This window comes from Rhodococcus sp. 14-2470-1b (assembly GCF_002259415.1).
Taxonomy (GTDB): Bacteria; Actinomycetota; Actinomycetes; order Mycobacteriales; family Mycobacteriaceae; genus Rhodococcoides.
Window position 1 is genome coordinate 1 of the sequence record NZ_NPFY01000002.1, and the last position, 20,021, is coordinate 20,021.

The following is a 20,021-nucleotide window of genomic DNA, read 5'->3' on the forward strand; positions in this document are numbered from 1 at the left end:
GTGTCGACCCCAGCCACGGCGGCATCAACCTCGGCTTCCCCGAAAACAACTAACCCCCACGTGAGTGGAAATGTAGGCCTGAGCTCAGGAGCGGAACCCGCGGAGCGAGCAGAGAGCACCTACATTTCCACTCACGACGTTTTTCGTATCTGCCGTCGATATAGCAAACTGGTACCAGTGAACGCACAACTACAGCAGCTGAAGTCCCTTGTCCTCGATGCGCGAGGAGCCGTATTGGACAATGCTGTCGCCGAAACCGAAGGTTCCGAATACGGAGCTCATCACCTGACGATCGACGGTCTTTCCGTTCACTTCCGCGTTGCGCGGACCACGCCCAAGAAGGTCGGCCAGTTCGTGACGTTCTGGAAGCGCGCGACCGGCGATCAGATCGAGCCCTTCGACGTACGTGACGATTTCGATCGTCTGATCGTCGTCACGTGGACGCCGAAATCGTACGGCTACTTCGAGTTCCCCAAGCACGCGCTGTCCGAGCACGGCGTGCTCACGGTGGGGACCACCGAAGGCAAGCGCGGTTTCCGCGTCTACCCCGAATGGGACGAACCGAACAACAGGTCCGGCGTGGCCGCGCAGACCTGGCAGCTCAACTACTTCTCCGACCTGTCCGACCAGATCTGACTGCCCATCGACGGTCCGGTGAGTCGTGCCCGCGTCGCTCACACCGAGACCTAAGGTTGTTCGCGATGAAAACGATTTCGCGAACTGCTGCGGCACTGGCCGCAGCTGCGGTCCTGTTCGTGGCAGCCGGCCCGGTTGCTGCGCAAGAACCCGACCCTCCCGTCGAGACCTCGACCCCGTTCTCGACGCCGAACACCGACGACTGCCCGCACGCGACGTCACCACCGCCTGCCATCGATCTGTCCGAGGTGCCGAAACCCGGGGAGACCGCGCCCACGCCGCTCCCGGTTCCCGCGGACGCAGTGGGCGGTGAACAACTCGGTTACTGCGGCGTGGTGGTGCCGGACGGTGCACCCGCTCTTCCCGAGGACATCTCCGCGACGGGTTGGGTTCTGTCGGATCTGGACTCGGGTGACGTCATCGCTGCGAAGGACCCGCACGGCCGGTACCGCCCGGCAAGCACGATCAAGATCCTGCTGGCGTTGGTCGCCCTCGACGAGCTCGACCTGAACACCACCGTGGTCGCCACAGCCGAGGACGCGAATGCCGAGGGCAGCGCCGTCGGCATCGGCAAGGGCGGTGTGTACAGCAACTTTCAATTGATGCAGGGGCTCGTGATGGCGTCGGGCAACGATGCTGCGCACGCGTTGTCCGCTCAGATGGGCGGCGACGACGCCACGGTCGCCAAGATGAACGCCAAAGCACGGTCTCTGGGCGCGCTCGACACACGCACGGCGACGCCGTCCGGTCTCGACGGTCCTGGAATGTCCAGTTCTGCATACGATCTCGCGTTGTTCTTCCGTGCGGCGATGGAGAACCCCACGTTCGCTCGGTTGATTTCCACCGAGACCGTTCAGTTTCCGGGCTTTCCCAAGGATCCGAGCATCCCCGACGACGTCGACCGTCCCGGATTCACCCTGTCGAACGACAATCAGCTTCTGTACAACTACGACGGGGCCGTGGGCGGCAAAACCGGATACACCGACGACGCACGACAGACGTTCGTCGGAGGCGCCGACAAGAACGGCAGACGCCTCGCGGTCACCATCATGAAGGGCGACGTACTGCCGATTCGTCCGTGGGAGCAGGCAGCCAGGCTGCTCGACTACGGCTTCGCACTACCGCCGGGCACGAGTGTGGGAACGCTGGTGCCGCCGGAGTCGGTAGGAGGAGTCACCAGCACGCGCACGGCCGCGCCGACTCTGGCATCGCCGCCGGACACCCCGAGCGCGGCCGGCGAACGGGAGACGTCCCTCGAGGCGGGTGGTGACACTGCGATACGAATCGGCATCGCCGTCGTGGGCGGGTTGGTGGTGATCGGGCTCCTGCTGTGGGCTCGGCAACTCAACCGGCGTCGCTGAGGTCAGCGTCTGCGGTTGAAGAACCCGAGCCCGACGGCGGCCAGTGCACCTGCGCCCACAAGTGCAATTCCGCCGCCCAGGGTCGGGCCCTCGTTGACTTCCACCCGTGTGTTGATGACCGCCGGTTCCGGCGGCGGGACGTAGGCCAGCGCCATGCTCTCTCGGGTGGTCGCGGCGAATGCCGTGGCGAACAGGATGAATCGCGATGTCGTGAACACGAACACGAGCAGACCGATGATGGGGCCGAAGACGACTCCGGCGGGACCGTTGGTCACCGACGCGAGGTAGATCGCGGCAATCTGCTTGAAGATCTCGAAGCCGACAGCTGCGATCAAACCGCCTTTGACCGCGCTACGGAACGGGACGGACTCTCTCGGCAGCCTCGAGATGACCCACGTCATCACCGCCCAGGTCGCGGCCAACGCCAACAGCACCGATACCACCCGAAGCAGGATCCCGACACCCGGAGCCTGGTCGAGATTCGCCAGTTCCAGCAGACTGCGCATGACGGACCCGCCGTTCAACGCAGACAGGCCCAGCGACAGGGCGAGCGCAAGCCCGAGGCCGACGAGTGCCGCGAAATCCTTCAGCTTGGTCGCGAGAAAACTTCCCGGCTCGTGCACGAACTCCCACATCGCCGTCAGCGCCTCGCGCAGATTGGCGATCCACCCCAGTCCTGCGTAGAGCGCACCGAGCAGACCGATGATGCCGACGCTCGTTCTGGACTCGACGGCGGTGTCGATCAAGGAATTGATGGTCTCGCCGAAGCTTCCCGGAACGTTCTGCGCAATCTGGTCACGGATCTGATCGAGCCACTCCGGCTGACCGACCAGAATGAACCCGGCAGCGGCGAACGCGACCATCAACAACGGAAACAGCGCAAGAACGCTGAAATAGGTCATGCCCGCCGCGTAGTAGTCGCCCTTCTGGGCCTGGTACCGGGTTGCCGCGCGGACCGTGTGGTCGAACCACGGCCATTTGTCACGACGGTCTTGCAGAATTGCTGCGAAGTCAGGAACGACAATCACCCTCTTGGAGTCGGGCCCTCGCTGTCAGTCCCCCCAGGCTGTCAGAGAAAGCGTCAGTCAGGAGAGCGGAGCCAGGAACCCCACCCGGTCGTACACCTGCGCCAACGTGCGTGACGCTACTTCCCTGGCCCGATCCGCGCCGTCGGCGAGGATGCGGTCAAGTTCGGCAACATCGGACATATACCCGTCGACGCTTGCCTTAAGCGGTGTGACGAACTCCGTCAGTACATCGGCCGTGTCGGATTTGAGGTCGCCGTAACCCTTGCCCTCGTACCCGGATACGAGGTCCTCGATCGACCGGTCCGACAGGGCGGATTGGATGACGAGTAAGTTGCTGACGCCCGGCTTGTTATCGGGGTCGAACAGAATGTCGCGATCGTTGTCCGTGACCGCCGATCGGAGCTTCTTCGCCGTCACCTTGGGGTCGTCGAGGAGGTTCACGATGCCCGCCGGGTTGGATCCGGACTTGCTCATCTTCGACGTAGGCTCCTGCAGATCGAAGATCTTGGCCGTGCCCTTGATGATGTGGGCGTCCGGCACGACGAACGTCTTCTTGAAGCGCGTGTTGAAACGCTGCGCGAGGTCACGGGTCAACTCGAGGTGCTGACGCTGATCCTCCCCGACAGGAACGAGATTGGGGCGGTACAGCAGGATGTCGGCGGCTTGGAGAATGGGGTAGGTGAACAGGCCCACCGTGGTCTGGTCGCGACCTTGTTTCGCCGACTTGTCCTTGAACTGCGTCATTCGTCCTGCTTCACCGAAACCGGTGATGCAGTTGAGGACCCACGCAAGTTGCGCATGTTCGGGTACCTGACTCTGCACGAACAGTGTCGAGCGCTTCGGGTCGATTCCTACTGCAAGCAACTGCGCCGCAGCGATACGGGTGCGGTTTCGCAGCGCCTTGGGGTCTTGGGGGACGGTGATGGCATGCAGATCCGGGATGAAGTAGAACGCGTCGTAGTCGTCCTGCAACGCCACCCACTGACGCACCGCACCGAGATAGTTGCCGAGATGGAACGAATCCCCGGTCGGCTGGATCCCGGACAGAACTCGCTGACGCGGGCCCTGTGGTGCATCGGTGGGTGAAGGAGAAGACATGCTCCTGATCTTTTCACGCCCGAGCACGAGCATTCTTCTCAGGTGTTACCGGTACCGGACCGTGACAGGCGCGTGATCGGACCAGCGTTGGTCGTAGGCCTCGGCACGTTCGGTGACCGCCTCTTTGGCCCGCTCTGCGAGCGACGCCGTTGCCAACTGGTAGTCGATACGCCAGCCCGCGTCGTTGTCGAATGCCTTCCCTCGGTATGACCACCAGCTGTACGGCCCGTCGACCTCTGGGTGCAGCGCGCGCACGACGTCGGTCCACGGTGCCTTCTCCGTCAGCAGGGCCGAAACCCATTCACGTTCCTCCGGCAGGAATCCGGAGTTCTTCCGGTTGGTCTTCCACGCCTTCAGGTCGGCCTCGGTGTGGGCGATGTTCCAGTCTCCGCACACGACCACGTCTCGATCCGCGGACTTCGCTGCTTTCGCGGACTTGGCGAGGTACTTGGCGAACGCAGCCATGAACCGTTCCTTCTCCTCCTGGCGTTCGGTACCGACTTCACCGGACGGTAGGTACAGGCTCGCGACGGACACATCACCGAAATCGGCCTCGATGTAACGTCCGGATTCCTCGAACTCCTTCGCTCCGATCCCGACCCGGATGGCATCGGGCGCCGTGCGGGACAGGATCGCCACACCGTTGCGCCCCTTCGCCGACGGTTCGGCGGAGGCCAGGTGCCAGCCAGCGTCCAGTGCGGGGGCGAGTGCCTTGGTGAGTTCGCCGTCGTTCGCACGGGTTTCCTGCAGACAGATCACGTCCGCGTCGGTGGTCTCGAGCCACGGCAACATGCCTTTCCTGGCTGCTGCGCGTACTCCGTTTACGTTGACTGTGGACACGGTGATAGTCACGTAGGGCACCGTAGCCGACACCACCGACAGACCTGGAATCTATCGACGTCGACGTTTACGGCCTCCGGGCTTGACACCGGGCCGGGGCTTCGACGGTGCGGCCACCGTGGCGTCGGCCTGCTTCGTTCCGTCGTCCGCGTCGCTGACTACCACTGCGGCGCCCGCAGCGAGGGAGTCGATGCGTCGGTAGACCACATGCTGCTGAACATAGGTCCAGAGGTTGTTGCTGACCCAGTAGAGCAGCACGGCAATCGGCAGAAATGGACCGCCGAGCAGTACGCCTGCGGGAAACACCCACAGCGCCAGACGGTTCATCAGCGCCGTCTGCGGATTGGCGCGCGCAGCGTCGTCCTGTCGAGCGATCGACGCACGGGAGTTGAAGTGCGTGGCAATACTGGCCAGCACCATCAGCGGCACCGCCACCAGCGCGATGCCGATCACCGTCGGTACACCGCCGAACGGCGCGAACGCCTCCAATGTCGCCGCCCCGCTGTTCATCGCGGCGGAGATCGGTGCACCGAAAAGCCGCGCGTCCAAGAACGATTGGACGTCCGCAGCGCTGAAGAAGTAGTTCGCGGTGGTCGCGTTCTCCTCCGGTGACATCCCCAGTTGCCCGACACCGGAGCCGGTTCGGTTGAAGGAACGGAGCACGTGCAACAGCCCGATGAACACCGGGGCTTGCACCAACACGGGTAGGCAGCCGAGCAGCGGATTGAAACCGTGCGCTTTTTGCAGCTTCTGCATCTCGGCGGCCTGCCGCGCGCGGTCACCGCTGTACTTCTTCTGCAACGCCTTGATCTCCGGTTGCAGTTTCTTCATCGTGAGCTGGGTCCGCACCTGGCTCACGAAGGGTTTGTAGAGCACGAGCCGGAGGGTGAACACCAGGAACATCACGGACAAAGCCCAGGTAATTCCGTTGTCCGGTCCGAGGACCGAGCCGAACACGGTGTGCCAGACCCAGAGGATTCCGGACACGGGGTAGTAGATGAAATCGAGCATGAGAGCACCTCTTCGAGGGAGTCGGTCGATGAACGTCACGACCGATCCCGGCAGGACTCGCCGACGGGAGTGGAGCCTGCAGGAACGACCCAGGCAGGGGGCGGGAGTGGAGCCTGCAGGAACGACCCAGGCAGGGGGCGGGAGTGGAGCCTGCAGGAACGACCCAGGCAGGGGACGGGAGTGGAGCCTGCGGGAACGGTCAGGTCATCGATCCGGGTGCTCTCGGCATGGGGCGCCCGGGTGCATCAGGGCGGTGTTGGCGACGGAATCGTCCACGCAGACGTTGCTCTTCCGCCGGTGGATCCGGCACCCGGGTTCGGTCCAGTCCGACTGTCGCGTCGACCGCACCGAGAGCGGCGAGTGTTGCCGCAGCGATCCCGAGCAGTAGGCCGCCGACCGTCGACGGGTCGTCGAAGACGGCTAGCAGCAGCAGTACGGTGACGACGAGTGAAACGACGATTGCGCGCACGAGAACTCCCCGGGGTGAACGAACTTCTTTCGGCAGAAGGGGTTCGGGGACAGAGTCGCAGACGCGAGCGTCGCTCAGTGTGCCCCCACCGGTGCGCCCGGGGCTCTGGGCATGGGGCGGCCCGCTTCGTCGGGCCGTTGCTGACGGCGGAACGATCCCCGGCGCCGGCGTTCCTCTCCCCCTGGTCCGTGTACGACGCCGAACAGGGCGTCGAGCACGACTCGCCTTGCCGCCGACGACGCGAGCGCCACGGCCACGGCGGTGACGACCAGCCCGAAGGCAACTGTCGTCACGGCGGTGTCGGGAAGGACGGCGAGCATCAGGAGTAGGACGAGGTATGCCGAGACTGCACTCAGGTACCGCATTGCCGTCCACCCCTTCCGTTCGACTCGCCGGTCGCCAGCGTATCGCGTCCATCCGATCACGCGCAGTTCGCGCCTCCGGGACCACGCCCGTCGAGAGCTGCAGCTCGGTCCTCGGCCAGGTTCCATTCCGTCCACTTCACGGTTGCAACGACGTCGGAGAGCACGCAACTGCGATAGGGCTCGGGCAGGCGGTCGAGCTCCGGTGCCGCATCCGCAGAGAGGCTTCGGAGGTACCGTGTGTCGATCTTGCCGGTGTCCTGGAACCGTTCGACGCTGTGCCGGGCGACGTACGCGTCCGGATTCAGCGCAGCGAGGGAAAGAACCGCGCCGACGACAGCGACCCCGACAGCTCGCGGCAGCCATTTCCCCGCCATGCCGATTCCGGCGACCATGACGAGCACGAACACCGCTCCCAGCAGAACCTCGACGACCGTGACGAACAGACGAAGCGTCGTGTACCCGTATTGACGCTCGTACAGGGACATACGGTGCAAGGCCGAGGCCACCACCACGAGGGCGAGGACGCACAGCACGCCGAGAACAACCCTCAGATACGTCCGCTGGGTACGAGTGTCTCGCGGCGCCGCGCGAACGACGGTAGCCAGTACCAGAAGAGTCAGAGCCGTCACTGCCAGCAACTGCCAGAACCCTTGACGGGCGTACTCGGCATTGGTGAGGCCGTCCGTCGTGCGTACGTGGCTCTGACCGCCGAACAGTGTTGTCATCTGAACTGCCACGAACAGAGCGAACACTCCGACGAGAGCCGCGACGGGCACCATCCACTCCCAGAGCGACACCGACGACTTCGCCTGCCGTGCGAGCAGATCGAAGCGCGGTCGGTTGACCGCCAGATACGCCGCGCCCAATGTCGCTGCGCCGACGAATGCGAACACGAGGATGCGTGTCACAGCCCCGCCGAGATCCCAGTCGGGAGTCGCCGCGTCGACGAGCTTCTCGAACGTCGGGTCGGCTGCGGCGAAGAGCGCGCCGAACACGATCACCAGCACCACCGTCGAGGCGACGACCGCGGCCAGTCGGCGCGGGTGGGCACGGTCGGTGTCCAGCTGCCGTGCACCGGTGGACGCCCATCTCCACGTGCGGACCGGCAGCAACACCGGAGCCAACGTTCCCAGCCCGAGCCCTCGCCAGGTCCAAGAGCCCGACAGCACAGCCGCGGCAACGAGGATCGACGTCCATGTGCACAGCGCCACCAGCCACTCCGCTGCGCGGACGGTCGCGACCGATCCCAGCAGAAGCACTCCGCTCGCGCCGGCGAGCTGCCACGGGGTGGGCCTCTCCCGCAGCGCGAAGGCGACTGCGGCGACGATGACGGCCGTGGTGATGGAGTATCCGACGCCCTGTCCTCCGAGTACCGATGCCCCCACCGCACCTGCGGACAGCGCGGCGATCAAAGCCTTTCGCGGCGCCGACGCGTGGCGGAGCACCGGCCACACTCGCGGGGCCCACGGTGACCATCGACGCGATGACCGGTTGCTCGGCGGAAGCACCGGAGCCGGCCCGGTGGAGGTGGACTCCGGTGTAGTGATTGCGTTCATTTCCTCTACTTCACAGTTGTTCTGGGCAGGACTTGGAGCGACGACACGCCTGTGCGTGCGCCGTGAGTGAAAGTGGTTCTCGTGTGGGACCGGGCAGGGTTCAGTTCTGTGGAATGCACACCCGGATGTGGCACCCCGGTGATCTGTCCAGGACTTCTATCGTCCCGCCGTGCAGTTCGGTCGCCCACCGGGCGATCGCCAGACCGAGTCCGGTTCCGCCGCCTGTGGCACCACCTCTGGTGAACCGGTCGAAGACCGAAAAACGTTCGGAGGGTGAGATTCCCGGACCGTCGTCGGACACCTCGATCCTGACCCCTTCCGGTGCAGGCTTCGCGGACACTGTGACGGAGGAGCCTGGAGGGGAATGCTCGACGGCATTGCTCAGCAGATTCGTCACGATCTGCTGCACTCGTGACCGGTCGGCGGATATCTGCAGCTGGTGCGGCGTCACCACGACGCGCACCCGCCCGTACTCCGACGCCACCGCGCCGAGGAAGTCGTGCACGCCGAATCGTTCCGGCCGCAGTGGGAGCACTCCCCCTTCGAGCCGGGACAGATCCAGCAACTCGGTCACCAGGTCACCGAGCTTCTCCGTCTGACGCAGCGCCACGTTCAGCGTGGCAGGATCGGGCTCGCTCACGCCGTCGACCATGTTCTCCAGCACCGCACGAAGTGCCGCGATCGGCGTCTTGAGTTCGTGGGAGACGTTTCCGATGAGTTCACGCCTGTACGTGTCGGCGGCTTCGAGATCAGCGGACATCGTGTTGAAGGCCTCGGCGAGTTGGCCGACCTCGTCGCGCGAGCTCGCACGCACCCGCGTCGAATAGTCCCCTCGTGCCATTGCGCGGGCCGCAGCCGTCATCTCTCGCAGCGGTGACGTCATACCGTGCGCCACCAATTGTGTTGCTGCGATGGACACCACGAGCGCGGCCAACAACGTGTAGCGGAACTGCCAGCTCGCGCCGATCCAGAAGGTCACGCTGGCCAGCAGCAGAACGATGCCCACGATCAGAGCGACCTTGAGTTTGAACGACCTCAGCGAGTCCAGCGGTCGCGGCAACCGGCCACGCGGGATCGGAGTTCTCATCGTGGGGTTTCCAGCGCGTACCCGACGCCGTGAACGGTGCGGATCAGCGTGCCGCCGAGCTTGCGGCGCAACGCTTTCACGTGACTGTCCACCGTCCGACTGCTGGCAGAATCCTCCCAACCCCACAGTTCGGCAAGAAGGGTGTCGCGGGCGACCGCAGCACCGGGTCGAGCCGACAGGAATGCAAGGATGTCGAATTCGGTGCGAGTGAGGTGAATTTCACCGTCGGGTCCGCTGACGCGTCGCGCATCGTGGTCGATTCGAAGCGGACCGAGAGTCATCGCCGCCGTCGCCGTCGATGCCGCGGTGGTGCGTTCGGCGCGACGAAGGAGTGCGTGCACCCGCGCGACGACCTCGCGCATACTGAACGGCTTGGAGAGATAGTCGTCGGCGCCGACGCCGAGTCCGACGAGCATGTCGGTCTCGTCCGACTTCGCGGTCAGCATCAGCACCGGAATCGCACGGTCCGCCTGTATCCGTCGACACACCTCCAGGCCGTCGAAACCCGGCAGCATGACGTCCAGAACCACCACGTCCGGCTTCTCGCGGGCACAGACCTCGACCGCCGACGGTCCGTCGTGCGCCGTCACCACGCCGAAACCTTCGCCGCGGAGTCGTGCGGCCAACGCGTCGGAGATCGTCGGTTCGTCGTCGACGACCAGCACTGTGCGGTTCATGATGTCGACCCTAGAGCCCGAACATGGAGGAGTCCGTCGGGAAATGTGGAGGTTCGGTGAAGATCCGTCGGGCCGCGTGAGCGACGCGGGACGCGGCTCGATGCCGCCACATTAGGGTCGGCTACCCTTACGGATCTGAACGAGGCCCGACAGAACTCGAGCCACGTCACTCCCCCTCCGAAAGGCACCCTCATGGCCGAATCCACGCGACTGCTCCGGTGGGCCGCCGCCGCGGCTGCTGCAGCACTTCTGCTGTCCGCTTGCTCGAGTTCGTCCGACGACACAACGAGCACTCCCACCAGCGGCGCGGAGTCGAGCGGCGCGTTTCCGGTGACCGTCGACCACGCCTTCGGCGAGACGACGGTGGAATCGGAACCGCAACGCGTCGTCTCCGTGGGTTACACAGAGCAGGACACCCTTCTCGCCCTCGGCGTCACTCCCGTCGGAATCACCGAGTGGTACGGAGAGCAGCCGTACGCCACCTGGCCGTGGGCGCAGGACGCGCTCGGCGACGCACAACCGGAGGTGCTCGACATCGCCGACGGCTTTCAGTACGAACGGATCGTCGGGCTCGAGCCCGATCTGATCATCGCGACCAACGCGGGTCTGGATCAGGAATCCTACGACCGGCTCAGCGAGATCGCGCCGACCATTGCACACTCCGGCGAGTACTCCGAGTACTTCGAACCGTGGGATGTTCAAGCTCGCAGCATCGGCGCCGCCGTCGGCAAGAAGGACGAAGTCGAGAATCTCATCACGGGCGTCGACGAGAGGTTCGCAGCCGCGAGGGCCGAGCACTCGGAGTTCGAGGGAACCAAGGCGATCTTCCTGCAGAACGCAATCTACGACGGCGACGCCATCGCCTACCAGAACGGCTTGAGCACGGACTTTCTGACCGATCTCGGGTTCGTCGTGCCGTCGGACATCGATGAATTCGCACCCGCGGACGGCAGCGGCCAGGCATACATTCCGCTCGAGAACCTGTCGGTCCTGGATTCGGCCGACGTGCTGCTGTGGGCCACCGAGAAGCCCGAAGATCGCACCGCACTCGAGCAGGAGCAGGTGTATCGGAACCTCGAGCGGGTGAAAGAGAACAAGCTCGTGTTCACCGATGACGTCACAGCAGGCGCGATCTACTTCACCAGCGTCCTGAGCCTGCCGTACGTGATCGACAAGTTGGTCCCGGCCTTCGCCGGCACGCTCGCGGGGGACGGCGCAGCCACCACCACGAGCTGACCGACCTCGGCCTGGATCTTTCGGACGCACACCGAGCAGTGCTCATCGAAAGATCCAGGCGAGTCGATCAAGCAGCGCGAGCGTCGGTCCGACGCTGCATCCACATCGCGATGGACAGAACGGCGAGACCTGCGACGGCCAGAATCGCACCTGCAGCCGCGGGCGCCGTGTAGCCGAAACCGGCGGCGATGACGGCACCACCGAGCGCGGCACCGATTGCATTGGCGAGGTTGAACGCCGCGTGATTGAGCGACGCCGCCAGTGTCTGAGCGTCCTCGGCGACGTCCATCAACCGGGTCTGCAGTCCGGGGATCACCGACGAGCCCGACGCGCCGATCAGGAACACCAGGATCAACGCGCTGATCGGGTTGTGTGCGGCCAGAACGAACGCAGCCAGGAACACTGCCATCGATGCCAGCCCGAAGAACGTTCCCTTCAGCTTGAAGCGGTCCGCGAGCCATCCGCCGAAGTAGTTGCCGGCAACCATGCCGAGGCCGTAGATCATCAGCGCGACCGGCACCAGAGTGCGTGCCAGTCCCGCGACGTCGGTCAGCGTCGACGAGATGTAGGTGTACACGGCGAACATGCCACCGAAGCCGACCATGCCGACGAACAGCGTCATCCACACCTGGCTTCGGCGAAGTGCACCGAGCTCGGTGATCGGATTGGTGGTCGGCATGCCGTCGAGACGAGGCATCCACATGATCAAGGCTGCGACGGTGAGGGCACCGATCACGCCCACGACGGCGAACGCACTGCGCCAGCCGAGGAGTTGCCCCAGCCAGGTGGCTGCGGGAACACCGACGACGTTGGCGATCGAGAGTCCCATCATGACCATGGCGACCGCTTTGGCCCGCTTGCCCGGCTCGGCAAGATGCGCCGCGACGAGAGCCGCGATGCCGAAGTAGGCACCGTGAGGCAAGCCGGCAACGAACCTGGATGCGACCAGTTCGTTGAAACTGGGAGCGAACACGGTGCCGAGGTTGCCCAGGGTGAACGCCACCATCAGAGCGATCAACAGTGCTCGACGCGGAACCCGCGCGGCCAGGGTTGCAATCGCAGGCGCTCCGACGACGACGCCGAGGGCGTACGCGGAGATCATGTGACCGGCCGACGGCTCCGAGATTCCCATGCTCGACGCCACGTCGGGAAGCAGACCCATCGACGCGAACTCGGTGGTCCCGATGCCGAACCCACCGATGGACAGGGCGAACATCGCGAACCGCCGCCGTGTGGAGTGCGGACGGTTACTGGTACTCAGACCGTGCGACACCTTCGAACGCACGGCGCCGACATTTCTGGCGAGGGCGGAATCGGTGACAGACACGGCACTACGACCTTTCGGGTTTTCGGAATCGATCAAGAAGATAAAGGACGAACTCAGTCGGCAACGTCCGAGGCATCGATTCTCATCCCCCGCACAAGCAAATTTCGAATCCTCGGGCGGTGATTGTGCTCACGCCCTAGTCCAATGAACATTCCGCAGGCGGGTTGTGCCCGGACTCCTTGTTTCCCGAATTCGATCGCACCGCTAGGATTCACGCCAGGTCATGAGTGCCAGCATCGAGCCCCGGCTTGCTGGCCGGCAACCCTCCAACCGCGGTGGGGTGCCCCGGGTGAGAAGACCTGGTTAGTCGGCTGCGCGCACGCGTGGCCGTCGAGCAAGCGCGGGCCCGCCACGGTGATGTCACATGATGTCGGCGGGCCCACTGACCGGGACTGTCCGATGCGTCGGCGGCCCCAGGAAGAGGTTGATCATGTGTTGTTGTACCGATACGCCCCGCCCCGGCTCTTCCGACCAGAGCCGGTTCGAAACCTGATCATCCTTCGAAGACGGAGTTATCACTCACATGACCGACAACACCCCTGACGTCGTGGACGCCACCGGCGCCCCCATCGAAGACCCCACTGCTTCGTGGGCATTCGAGACCAAGCAGATTCACACGGGTCAGACCCCGGACGGTGCGACCAACGCGCGCGCTCTGCCCATCTACCAGACCACGTCGTACACGTTCGACAACACCGATCACGCCGCCGCGCTGTTCGGGCTGGCAGAACCGGGCAACATCTACACCCGCATCATCAACCCCACCCAGGACGTGGTCGAGCAGCGCATCGCTGCTCTCGAGGGCGGGGTCGCCGCCTTGCTCCTGGCTTCCGGTCAGGCGGCCGAGACGTTCGCGATCCTCAACCTCGCGGAAGCGGGCGACCACATCGTCTCCAGCCCGCGTCTGTACGGCGGAACGTACAACCTGTTTCATTACACGCTCCCGAAGTTCGGCGTGCAGGTCACGTTCGTCGAGGATCCGGACGATCTGGAGCAGTGGCGCGCAGCCATCACGCCGAACACCAAAGCGTTCTACGGCGAGACCATCTCCAACCCGAAGAACGACATCCTCGACATCCCCGGCATCTCCGCGGTGGCGCACGAGAGCGGGATTCCGCTCATCGTCGACAACACCGTCGCGACGCCGTATCTCATTCAGCCGCTGAAGCACGGCGCGGACATCGTCGTGCACTCGGCGACGAAGTACCTCGGTGGGCACGGCACCGCCATTGCGGGCGTCATCGTCGACGGTGGCACCTTCGATTGGACGCAGGGACGCCACACCAACTTCACGACCGCCGACCCCAGCTACCACGGCGTCGTGTTCGCGGACCTCGGCGCTCCGGCGTTCGCGCTCAAGGCCCGCGTCCAGTTGCTGCGTGATGTCGGTGCGGCTGTGTCTCCGTTCAACGCGTTCCTCATCAGCCAGGGGTTGGAGACGCTGAGCCTGCGCATCGAACGTCACGTCGAGAACGCACAGAAGGTGGCGGCGTTCCTCGAAGCGCGGGACGAGGTGGAGTCCATCAACTATGCGGGCCTGAAGTCGTCGCCGTGGTACCGCCGCGGCCAGGAACTCGCCCCGAAAGGGCAGGGCGCCATCATCGCGTTCGAGCTGAAGGGAGGCGTCGACGCCGGCAAGAAGTTCGTCAACGCGCTGAGCCTCCACAGCCATGTGGCTAACATCGGTGATGTGCGTTCACTTGTCATTCACCCCGCCTCGACCACACATTCGCAGTTGACGCCGGAGGAGCAATTGGCCTCGGGCGTCACTCCGGGCCTGGTCAGGCTCGCTGTTGGCATCGAGGGGATCGACGACATTCTCGCCGATCTCGAAACCGGATTCGCAGCGGCGGCATCTTGACCATCGGCTCTGTGCACGACGTCCGTCCGGCCGCGGGATTCCCGCCGCCGGACGGACGGCTCGGCAGTATCGACATCGGCCCGCTCGATCTCGAGAGCGGTGCCTCGCTCCCCCAAGTGAGCGTTGCGGTGCAGCGCTGGGGTGAGCTCGCACCCGGACGCGACAACGTGGTTCTCGTCGAGCACGCTCTCACCGGCGATTCGCATGTCAGCGGACCCGCCGACACGGATCATGCGTTACCTGGCTGGTGGAACGGGATGGTCGGACCCGGCGCACCGATCGACACCGACGAGTGGTGCGTCGTCGCATCGAACGTCCTCGGTGGCTGTGGCGGAACGACGGGCCCCAGCTCGCTTGCCGAGGACGGTAAGCCCTACGGCAGCCGATTCCCCGGCATCTCCATTCGCGACCAGGTTGCGGCCGAGGTCGCGCTCGCGGATGCACTCGGCATCCAACGCTTTGCTGCCGTCGTCGGCGGTTCCATGGGCGGCATGCGCACTCTGGAGTGGATAGTCGGCCATCCCGAGCGTGTCGGCGCCGCTCTGGTACTCGCCGTCGGCGCCCGCGCCACCGCGGATCAGATCGGCACGCAGACCACTCAGATGGAAGCGATCGCGTCGGATCCGGACTGGCAGGGCGGTGATTACCACGGCACGTCACGATCCCCTCGCGCTGGACTGAAGATCGCTCGGCGCATCGCGCACCTGACGTATCGCACCGAGAGCGAGCTCGACCTCAGGTTCGAGAACAACCCTCAGGGCGACGAAAACCCCTGGAACGGTGGCCGGTACGCCATCGACAGCTACCTTCAGCACCAGGCCAACAAGTTGGCCGACAGGTTCGACGCCGGCACCTACGTGTTGCTCAGCGAAGCGATGAACCGGCACGACATCGGTCGCGGACGAGGAGGGGTCGACGCCGCGCTGGCGCTGGCCACCGTGCCGACCATCGTCGGCGGTGTGGATTCCGACCGGTTGTATCCGCTGCGTCAGCAGAAGGAAATCGCGCGCGGTCTACCGGAGTGCCGTGGACTCGAAGTCATTCAATCCCGAGACGGTCACGACGGCTTTCTCACCGAAGCCGGGGCCGTCGCGAAGCTGCTCGGCGAGACGATGCAGCACGCACGCGCCGCTCGCAGGGTCTGAGCTCACGAGTCGACCGACTCGGTGCGGTGCTCAGTCCGTACCGAGTGGGTCGATCGAGGACGACAGGAAGACAATGGCGCCGCCCACCAGCGCAAGGGCGGACACATCGAAGCCACGGCTTCGTACCGCGAGCAGCCCCACGCGGTTTTCGGGAACGCACAGCCGGAAACCCGCCGCGAGAAGAGTTGCCACGCCCAGCACGAAAGACCCGCGACGCCACCTGTCCGCAAGAACGAGCAGGAGCGCGGCCGCGAGGACGACCATCACGGCCAGTAGCGGTAGGTTCTTGCGGATCTGAGCGCCCATGCGACGTCAGACCGTCGCCGCGAGGTCTCGCTCGGCACGTTCGACGACGTTGGACAGCAAGAACGCGCGAGTGAGCGGTCCGACGCCGCCAGGGTTCGGTGAGACGAATCCCGCAACGTCCGCGACACCCGCAGCGACGTCGCCGCGCAGACCGTCCTCGGTCCTGCTGACGCCCACGTCGAGGACCGCAGCACCCGGCTTGACCATGTCGGCGGTGATGATGCCTGGCACTCCAGCGGCCGCGATGACGATGTCGGCGCGCGACACCTCGGCGGCAAGATCACGAGTTCCGGTGTGACACAGCGTCACTGTCGCGTTCTCCGACTTGCGAGTCAGCAGGAGTCCGATCGGGCGGCCCACCGTCACACCACGACCGACGACAACGGCATGGGCTCCATCGATCTGCACGTCGTACCGACGCAATAGATGCACGATTCCGCGCGGCGTACACGGCAGCGCCGCGTCCTTGCCCAGAACCAGACGCCCGAGGTTGATCGGGTGCAGGCCGTCGGCATCCTTGTCCGGGTCGATGCGTTCGAGCGCTGCGTTCTCGTCGAGATGCTTCGGCAACGGGAGCTGGACGATGTACCCGGTGCATGCCGGATTGGCGTTGAGCTCGTCGATGACGCCTTCGAGATCCGCCTGGGTGATGTCGGCGGGGAGATCGCGTCGAATCGACGTGATGCCGACCTTCGCGCAGTCGTTGTGCTTGCCCCGCACGTAGGCAGCCGAACCCGGATCATCGCCGACGAGCACCGTCGCCAGGCCGGGAACGATGCCGTTCTCCCGTAGGGTCCGAACCCGCTCGGTGAGATCGACGAAGATCTCGTCGCGGGTCGTCTTACCGTCCAGAATCGTTGCAGTCACGACCCGTATTGTTCCAGGTCTGTCACTGGCCGATTTCTCACCCCTCGACAGCCAGTCCCTGCGCTTGCGCGTAGGCCACCGCCTGGGTGAGCTCGATCTTCGCACCGACGAGCGAGGTCCCCACCCAGAGTGCCCCGTCCACCCTCGACCCACGCAGATCCGCGGCGTCGAGTTTTGCGCCGGTGGCCCGGGCACCGGAGAGATCGACCGACACGAGCGTCGCCTTGCGCAGGTCGGTGTTCACGAGGTTGGCCTCGACGAATCGACATCCCGTCAGATCCACTCCGCGCAGGTCGGCGCCGCCAAGGCCTGCCAGGGTGAAGTCGACCTCGTCGAACGTCGCGGGCCGGAGCCGACAATCGACGAATGTCGAGCCCATGAACGTCGAATTGCGAAAAATGGAGTGCAGCAGATTGGTTCGAGTGAACGTACAGGACCGGAAGGCCGCATCGCGGTGAACCGATTCGGTCAGATCGGTCCCGGTGAAGTCGCACTCGGTGAACACCACGGACGTCGTCTCCAGTCCGCTGAGGTCCGCATCCCGGAAGGTGCAGGCAACGTAACTTCGGCTGTTCCACTGTTGCCGATCGAGTCTGCTGTCGGAGTAGTCCTCGCCGATGATCTGTTCCTCGTCCACCTGCACCATCCTTCCCCGACGCGTGGTGGCAGAGTGAGCCGGGTGTTTCGACTCATGTTCTTCGAGCCCCGGATTCCTCAGAACACCGGCAACGCAATTCGCCTCGTCGCAGGCACGGGGTGCGAACTCCACCTCGTCGGCCCGCTGGGCTTCGACATGTCCGAGCCCAAACTCAAACGAGCGGGACTCGACTACCACGACCTCGCATCGGTGACCGTGCACGAGAACCTCACCGCAGCCTGGGAGGCACTGAAGCCCGATCGTGTCTTCGCGTACACCGCTCACTCGACGCGATTCCACACATCCATCGACTACCTCCCCGGCGACGTCCTGCTCTTCGGCCCCGAACCGACCGGGCTCCCCGACGACGTCCTGGCCGACGACCGCGTCACCGACCGGTTGCGCATTCCGATGATCCCGGGGCGGCGATCGTTGAATCTCGCGAACTCGGCCGCCGTCGTGATGTACGAGGCATGGCGTCAACACGGATTCGACGGGGCGGTGTGAGTCCGGCACTGCTCACTCCAGTACGGCACGGCTCATTCCAGTCCGGTACTGCGTCACCGCAGACTGACCGCCGATTCATTCCCGAGGCGCGGCGCTGCCTTCGCGCTCCTCGGTCCCCACGTCCTCGATCCCCGCGTCCTGAGTCCCCACGCCAGCCGTGTCGTCGCTGTTCTCTTTCTCGACTGTCCGGCGCGGCCGGACTGCACGCACCGTCCGCACCAGCGCGTAGACGATGCCCGCTCCCACCGCGAGCGCACCCAGCCACGGAATCGCGCGGCCCACGGCAACGATCCCGTCCCCTATCGCGTCGATCAGCGAGTTCCACCCGGAGATCAATCCGTCGAGGAAATTGTCGGGCCCGGGCGACGGCGTGACGTCGTCGGTGCTGAATTGCACTGTGATGGTGGACAGTTCCACTTGGTCGGCAAGGTAGCTGCGTTGCGAGACCAACCCGTCGAGCTCGCCTTGCCTGCTCGACAGCGCCGATTCCGCTTCGATCAGATCGGCCGTGTTCGTCGCACCAGCGATGAGCGCCCGCAACCGATCGACCGACGCCCCAAGAGCCGCGATCCTGGCGTCGAGGTCCTGATACTGCATGGTGACGTCGTCTCGAGTGATGCTGACGCTGGTGACCTTGCCGAGGGCAGAGATCCTGTCGACGGTCACGGTCAGCTCGTCCGCGGGGATCCTGGCAGTGATGGAACTACTGGCCGTCGAGTTCTCCGTCGCTGGATTCTCGGTTCGGTTGTCGATGCGCCCTCCGGCGCTCTCCACCACGCTGACCGCCTCGCGTGCAGCGTCGACGGGATCGTCGGCGGTGACGAAGATCTGGCCCGTCACAACCTCTTTGCGTTCGACGGGCGAGGGCGCCTGCTCTCGCACCGCTCCGCCGGAGTCCGGCGCGAGCGCGACACCGGGCGAGGTGAACGACGAATCCGCCGCCCGCGGACCCACTGGACCGTCGGACGACCCGCTGCATCCGGCGAGAACCACCAACGCTCCGGCAAGAACGACGACAAGACTGCGCTTCATCTTCGAAGATGCTAGAGCACCATCGACATGCGCAAGGCGGCCGCGACATCGAAGGTGACGAATCGTTACATCCATTGGGAACATTCACTGATGACCTGACGCCCGAACCGGGGTACGGTGTGCCGCATCGACCCATTTGCAAGATTCCGTGAAGGAGCCCCCCTGTTGTTCGCTGTTCCGTCTTTCTCTCTGCTCCGCCGCTCGCCCCAGGATGGCTCCTCCTTCCGCTCCAGTAGTCGAATGTCCCGTGCCGCAGCAGCTTTCGCTGTCGGCGGCGGCATCGTCGCTGCTGGTTTCGCAGGCGCCGGCGTGGCCTCCGCGGCACCGGTCACGTGTGTGTCCCCTCCGTCCGCGAACGACATCCAGGTCGATGGTTACGCCAGCTGCGGCGCCACCGCTCAGGACGCGTCACGCGCTACCGCAACCGCGACCGACAGCGGCACCGCCGTCAGCGTCGCCGAGGGCGCGGGTAGCACCTCCACGTTGGCAACCGGCTACGGCACGGCACTCGGAGCCTCGCGCGCCGGAGGCACCGCATACGCCGGAGCCATCGGCGGCGGAATCGCGCATTCCTGGGCGGACAACGGCGGAACCACCATCGCCATCGCCGGTTGGGGCTCGGGAGCAACCGCCGAAGCCGCAGGCGTCGATTGCGTCGGCCAGTGGTCGCTCGCCCTCAACCTGTCCTCGGGCCAGTTCTGCGCGTTGGGCAACTGACGCCCACCGACACAGTCGTCGTGAAATCCCGCCACCGTCGTCGGTTGGCGGGATTTTTCGTCGAGATACACGCCTCCGCCGCAACGAGCTACGACCAAAGGTAGTACCCGAGCCGTTACGGGTTTACGATGACTCCACTCGCATCTTCAGGAGGACTGTGTGACTGCCCTAGCGCCTAGGCCTACTCCCGCTGTGACGGCGGCTCGGCCTTTTCCGCCGCGGATGGGACCTAAGGGTTCGTTCGTTCACAAGGCGATT

21 protein-coding genes and 1 riboswitch are annotated in these 20,021 nt (G+C 65.0%); of the genes, 7 read left to right on the forward strand and 14 right to left on the reverse strand.

The genetic code is table 11. The features are described 5' to 3' along the window. Positions 1-177 precede the first annotated feature (177 nt). Complete coding sequence (locus tag CH293_RS01120; RefSeq protein ID WP_019667975.1) at positions 178-636, forward strand: MepB family protein; 459 nt, start codon at positions 178-180, stop codon at positions 634-636. 65 nt (positions 637-701) lie between these two features. Further along, the gene (locus CH293_RS01125) at positions 702-1,997 is read left to right on the forward strand and encodes a D-alanyl-D-alanine carboxypeptidase family protein (protein WP_094719112.1); all 1,296 of its coding nucleotides are present in this window, start codon (positions 702-704) and stop codon (positions 1,995-1,997) included. Positions 1,998-1,999: 2 nt separating this feature from the next. Here CH293_RS01125 and yhjD read toward each other — a convergent pair whose 3' ends face one another. The 9 genes from yhjD to CH293_RS01170 form a co-directional block, all read right to left on the reverse strand. Then, positions 2,000-3,025, reverse strand: a complete 1,026-nt coding sequence (gene yhjD, locus CH293_RS01130) for an inner membrane protein YhjD (protein ID WP_094719113.1) — start codon at positions 3,023-3,025, stop codon at positions 2,000-2,002. A gap of 57 nt (positions 3,026-3,082) precedes the next feature. Then, complete coding sequence (gene trpS, locus CH293_RS01135) at positions 3,083-4,123, reverse strand: tryptophan--tRNA ligase (protein ID WP_094719123.1); 1,041 nt, start codon at positions 4,121-4,123, stop codon at positions 3,083-3,085. A 45-nt stretch (positions 4,124-4,168) separates the two neighbouring features. Next, on the reverse strand, positions 4,169-4,984 hold the full coding sequence (locus CH293_RS01140; protein WP_170945128.1) for an exodeoxyribonuclease III: 816 nt from the start codon (positions 4,982-4,984) through the stop codon (positions 4,169-4,171). 30 nt (positions 4,985-5,014) lie between these two features. Beyond that, positions 5,015-5,974: a membrane protein insertase YidC gene (gene yidC / locus CH293_RS01145; protein WP_176459865.1), complete on the reverse strand. Its 960-nt coding sequence runs from the start codon at positions 5,972-5,974 to the stop codon at positions 5,015-5,017. 199 nt (positions 5,975-6,173) lie between these two features. Continuing rightward, positions 6,174-6,443: a DUF6412 domain-containing protein gene (locus tag CH293_RS01150; RefSeq protein ID WP_094719115.1), complete on the reverse strand. Its 270-nt coding sequence runs from the start codon at positions 6,441-6,443 to the stop codon at positions 6,174-6,176. A gap of 74 nt (positions 6,444-6,517) precedes the next feature. Continuing rightward, the gene (locus CH293_RS01155; protein ID WP_241483824.1) at positions 6,518-6,808 is read right to left on the reverse strand and encodes a DUF6412 domain-containing protein; all 291 of its coding nucleotides are present in this window, start codon (positions 6,806-6,808) and stop codon (positions 6,518-6,520) included. Between the two features lie 56 nt (positions 6,809-6,864). Beyond that, positions 6,865-8,364, reverse strand: coding sequence for a DUF4153 domain-containing protein (locus tag CH293_RS01160; RefSeq protein ID WP_255122648.1), 1,500 nt, complete (start codon positions 8,362-8,364; stop codon positions 6,865-6,867). A 100-nt stretch (positions 8,365-8,464) separates the two neighbouring features. Next, complete coding sequence (locus tag CH293_RS01165; protein WP_094719117.1) at positions 8,465-9,451, reverse strand: HAMP domain-containing sensor histidine kinase; 987 nt, start codon at positions 9,449-9,451, stop codon at positions 8,465-8,467. Continuing rightward, positions 9,448-10,128, reverse strand: a complete 681-nt coding sequence (locus CH293_RS01170; protein ID WP_094719118.1) for a response regulator transcription factor — start codon at positions 10,126-10,128, stop codon at positions 9,448-9,450. Before CH293_RS01170 ends, CH293_RS01165 begins: the two co-directional genes overlap by 4 nt. 192 nt (positions 10,129-10,320) lie before the next feature. On the opposite strand from CH293_RS01170, the gene CH293_RS01175 reads away from it, so the two are divergent. Then, entirely contained in the window at positions 10,321-11,364 is a 1,044-nt protein-coding gene (locus CH293_RS01175; protein WP_094719119.1) for an iron-siderophore ABC transporter substrate-binding protein, read from the forward strand. Positions 11,365-11,431: 67 nt separating this feature from the next. On the opposite strand, the gene CH293_RS01180 is transcribed toward CH293_RS01175, so the two are convergent. After that, complete coding sequence (locus tag CH293_RS01180; protein WP_255122650.1) at positions 11,432-12,691, reverse strand: MFS transporter; 1,260 nt, start codon at positions 12,689-12,691, stop codon at positions 11,432-11,434. A gap of 219 nt (positions 12,692-12,910) precedes the next feature. Beyond that, positions 12,911-13,038, forward strand: a riboswitch (SAM riboswitch). Between the two features lie 176 nt (positions 13,039-13,214). On the opposite strand from CH293_RS01180, the gene CH293_RS01185 reads away from it, so the two are divergent. Together CH293_RS01185 and CH293_RS01190 are read left to right on the forward strand one after the other, a co-directional pair. Further along, positions 13,215-14,552 (forward strand): bifunctional o-acetylhomoserine/o-acetylserine sulfhydrylase, encoded by a 1,338-nt coding sequence (locus CH293_RS01185; RefSeq protein WP_094719120.1) that lies wholly within the window; start codon positions 13,215-13,217, stop codon positions 14,550-14,552. After that, the gene (locus CH293_RS01190) at positions 14,549-15,697 is read left to right on the forward strand and encodes a homoserine O-acetyltransferase (RefSeq protein ID WP_037111292.1); all 1,149 of its coding nucleotides are present in this window, start codon (positions 14,549-14,551) and stop codon (positions 15,695-15,697) included. Before CH293_RS01185 ends, CH293_RS01190 begins: the two co-directional genes overlap by 4 nt. 30 nt (positions 15,698-15,727) lie before the next feature. On the opposite strand, the gene CH293_RS01195 is transcribed toward CH293_RS01190, so the two are convergent. The 3 genes from CH293_RS01195 to CH293_RS01205 are packed head-to-tail and all read right to left on the reverse strand — an operon-like array spanning position 15,728 to position 17,516. Next, a complete protein-coding gene (locus CH293_RS01195) occupies positions 15,728-16,003 on the reverse strand; it encodes a DUF3017 domain-containing protein (RefSeq protein WP_037111295.1) in 276 nt (91 codons plus the stop codon). Positions 16,004-16,009: 6 nt separating this feature from the next. Beyond that, entirely contained in the window at positions 16,010-16,870 is an 861-nt protein-coding gene (locus CH293_RS01200; protein ID WP_193748931.1) for a bifunctional methylenetetrahydrofolate dehydrogenase/methenyltetrahydrofolate cyclohydrolase, read from the reverse strand. Positions 16,871-16,907: 37 nt separating this feature from the next. Further along, entirely contained in the window at positions 16,908-17,516 is a 609-nt protein-coding gene (locus CH293_RS01205) for a pentapeptide repeat-containing protein (RefSeq protein WP_094719121.1), read from the reverse strand. A gap of 33 nt (positions 17,517-17,549) precedes the next feature. Between CH293_RS01205 and CH293_RS01210 the strand changes: the two genes are divergently transcribed. Next, positions 17,550-18,014, forward strand: coding sequence for a tRNA (cytidine(34)-2'-O)-methyltransferase (locus CH293_RS01210; protein WP_170945129.1), 465 nt, complete (start codon positions 17,550-17,552; stop codon positions 18,012-18,014). 75 nt (positions 18,015-18,089) lie between these two features. Here CH293_RS01210 and CH293_RS01215 read toward each other — a convergent pair whose 3' ends face one another. After that, positions 18,090-19,046 (reverse strand): DUF4349 domain-containing protein, encoded by a 957-nt coding sequence (locus tag CH293_RS01215; RefSeq protein WP_094719122.1) that lies wholly within the window; start codon positions 19,044-19,046, stop codon positions 18,090-18,092. A 240-nt stretch (positions 19,047-19,286) separates the two neighbouring features. On the opposite strand from CH293_RS01215, the gene CH293_RS01220 reads away from it, so the two are divergent. Continuing rightward, positions 19,287-19,763 carry a DUF6764 family protein gene (locus tag CH293_RS01220; RefSeq protein ID WP_019667995.1) on the forward strand — a complete coding sequence of 159 codons (477 nt, stop codon included), beginning with the start codon at positions 19,287-19,289 and terminating at the stop codon, positions 19,761-19,763. Positions 19,764-20,021 lie beyond the last annotated feature (258 nt).

What these genes read in the sequence shown, in the direction of transcription:
- CH293_RS01125 (WP_094719112.1), top strand. Translation starts at nt 702, where the DNA reads ATGAAAACGATTTCGCGAACTGCTGCGGCACTGGCCGCAGCTGCGGTC.
- trpS (WP_094719123.1), bottom strand. Translation starts at nt 4,123, where the DNA reads ATGTCTTCTCCTTCACCCACCGATGCACCACAGGGCCCGCGTCAGCGA.
- yidC (WP_176459865.1), bottom strand. Translation starts at nt 5,974, where the DNA reads ATGCTCGATTTCATCTACTACCCCGTGTCCGGAATCCTCTGGGTCTGG.
- CH293_RS01155 (WP_241483824.1), bottom strand. Translation starts at nt 6,808, where the DNA reads ATGCGGTACCTGAGTGCAGTCTCGGCATACCTCGTCCTACTCCTGATG.
- CH293_RS01160 (WP_255122648.1), bottom strand. Translation starts at nt 8,364, where the DNA reads ATGAACGCAATCACTACACCGGAGTCCACCTCCACCGGGCCGGCTCCG.
- CH293_RS01165 (WP_094719117.1), bottom strand. Translation starts at nt 9,451, where the DNA reads ATGAGAACTCCGATCCCGCGTGGCCGGTTGCCGCGACCGCTGGACTCG.
- CH293_RS01170 (WP_094719118.1), bottom strand. Translation starts at nt 10,128, where the DNA reads ATGAACCGCACAGTGCTGGTCGTCGACGACGAACCGACGATCTCCGAC.
- CH293_RS01175 (WP_094719119.1), top strand. Translation starts at nt 10,321, where the DNA reads ATGGCCGAATCCACGCGACTGCTCCGGTGGGCCGCCGCCGCGGCTGCT.
- CH293_RS01185 (WP_094719120.1), top strand. Translation starts at nt 13,215, where the DNA reads ATGACCGACAACACCCCTGACGTCGTGGACGCCACCGGCGCCCCCATC.
- CH293_RS01195 (WP_037111295.1), bottom strand. Translation starts at nt 16,003, where the DNA reads ATGGGCGCTCAGATCCGCAAGAACCTACCGCTACTGGCCGTGATGGTC.
- CH293_RS01205 (WP_094719121.1), bottom strand. Translation starts at nt 17,516, where the DNA reads ATGGTGCAGGTGGACGAGGAACAGATCATCGGCGAGGACTACTCCGAC.
- CH293_RS01215 (WP_094719122.1), bottom strand. Translation starts at nt 19,046, where the DNA reads ATGAAGCGCAGTCTTGTCGTCGTTCTTGCCGGAGCGTTGGTGGTTCTC.
- CH293_RS01220 (WP_019667995.1), top strand. Translation starts at nt 19,287, where the DNA reads ATGTCCCGTGCCGCAGCAGCTTTCGCTGTCGGCGGCGGCATCGTCGCT.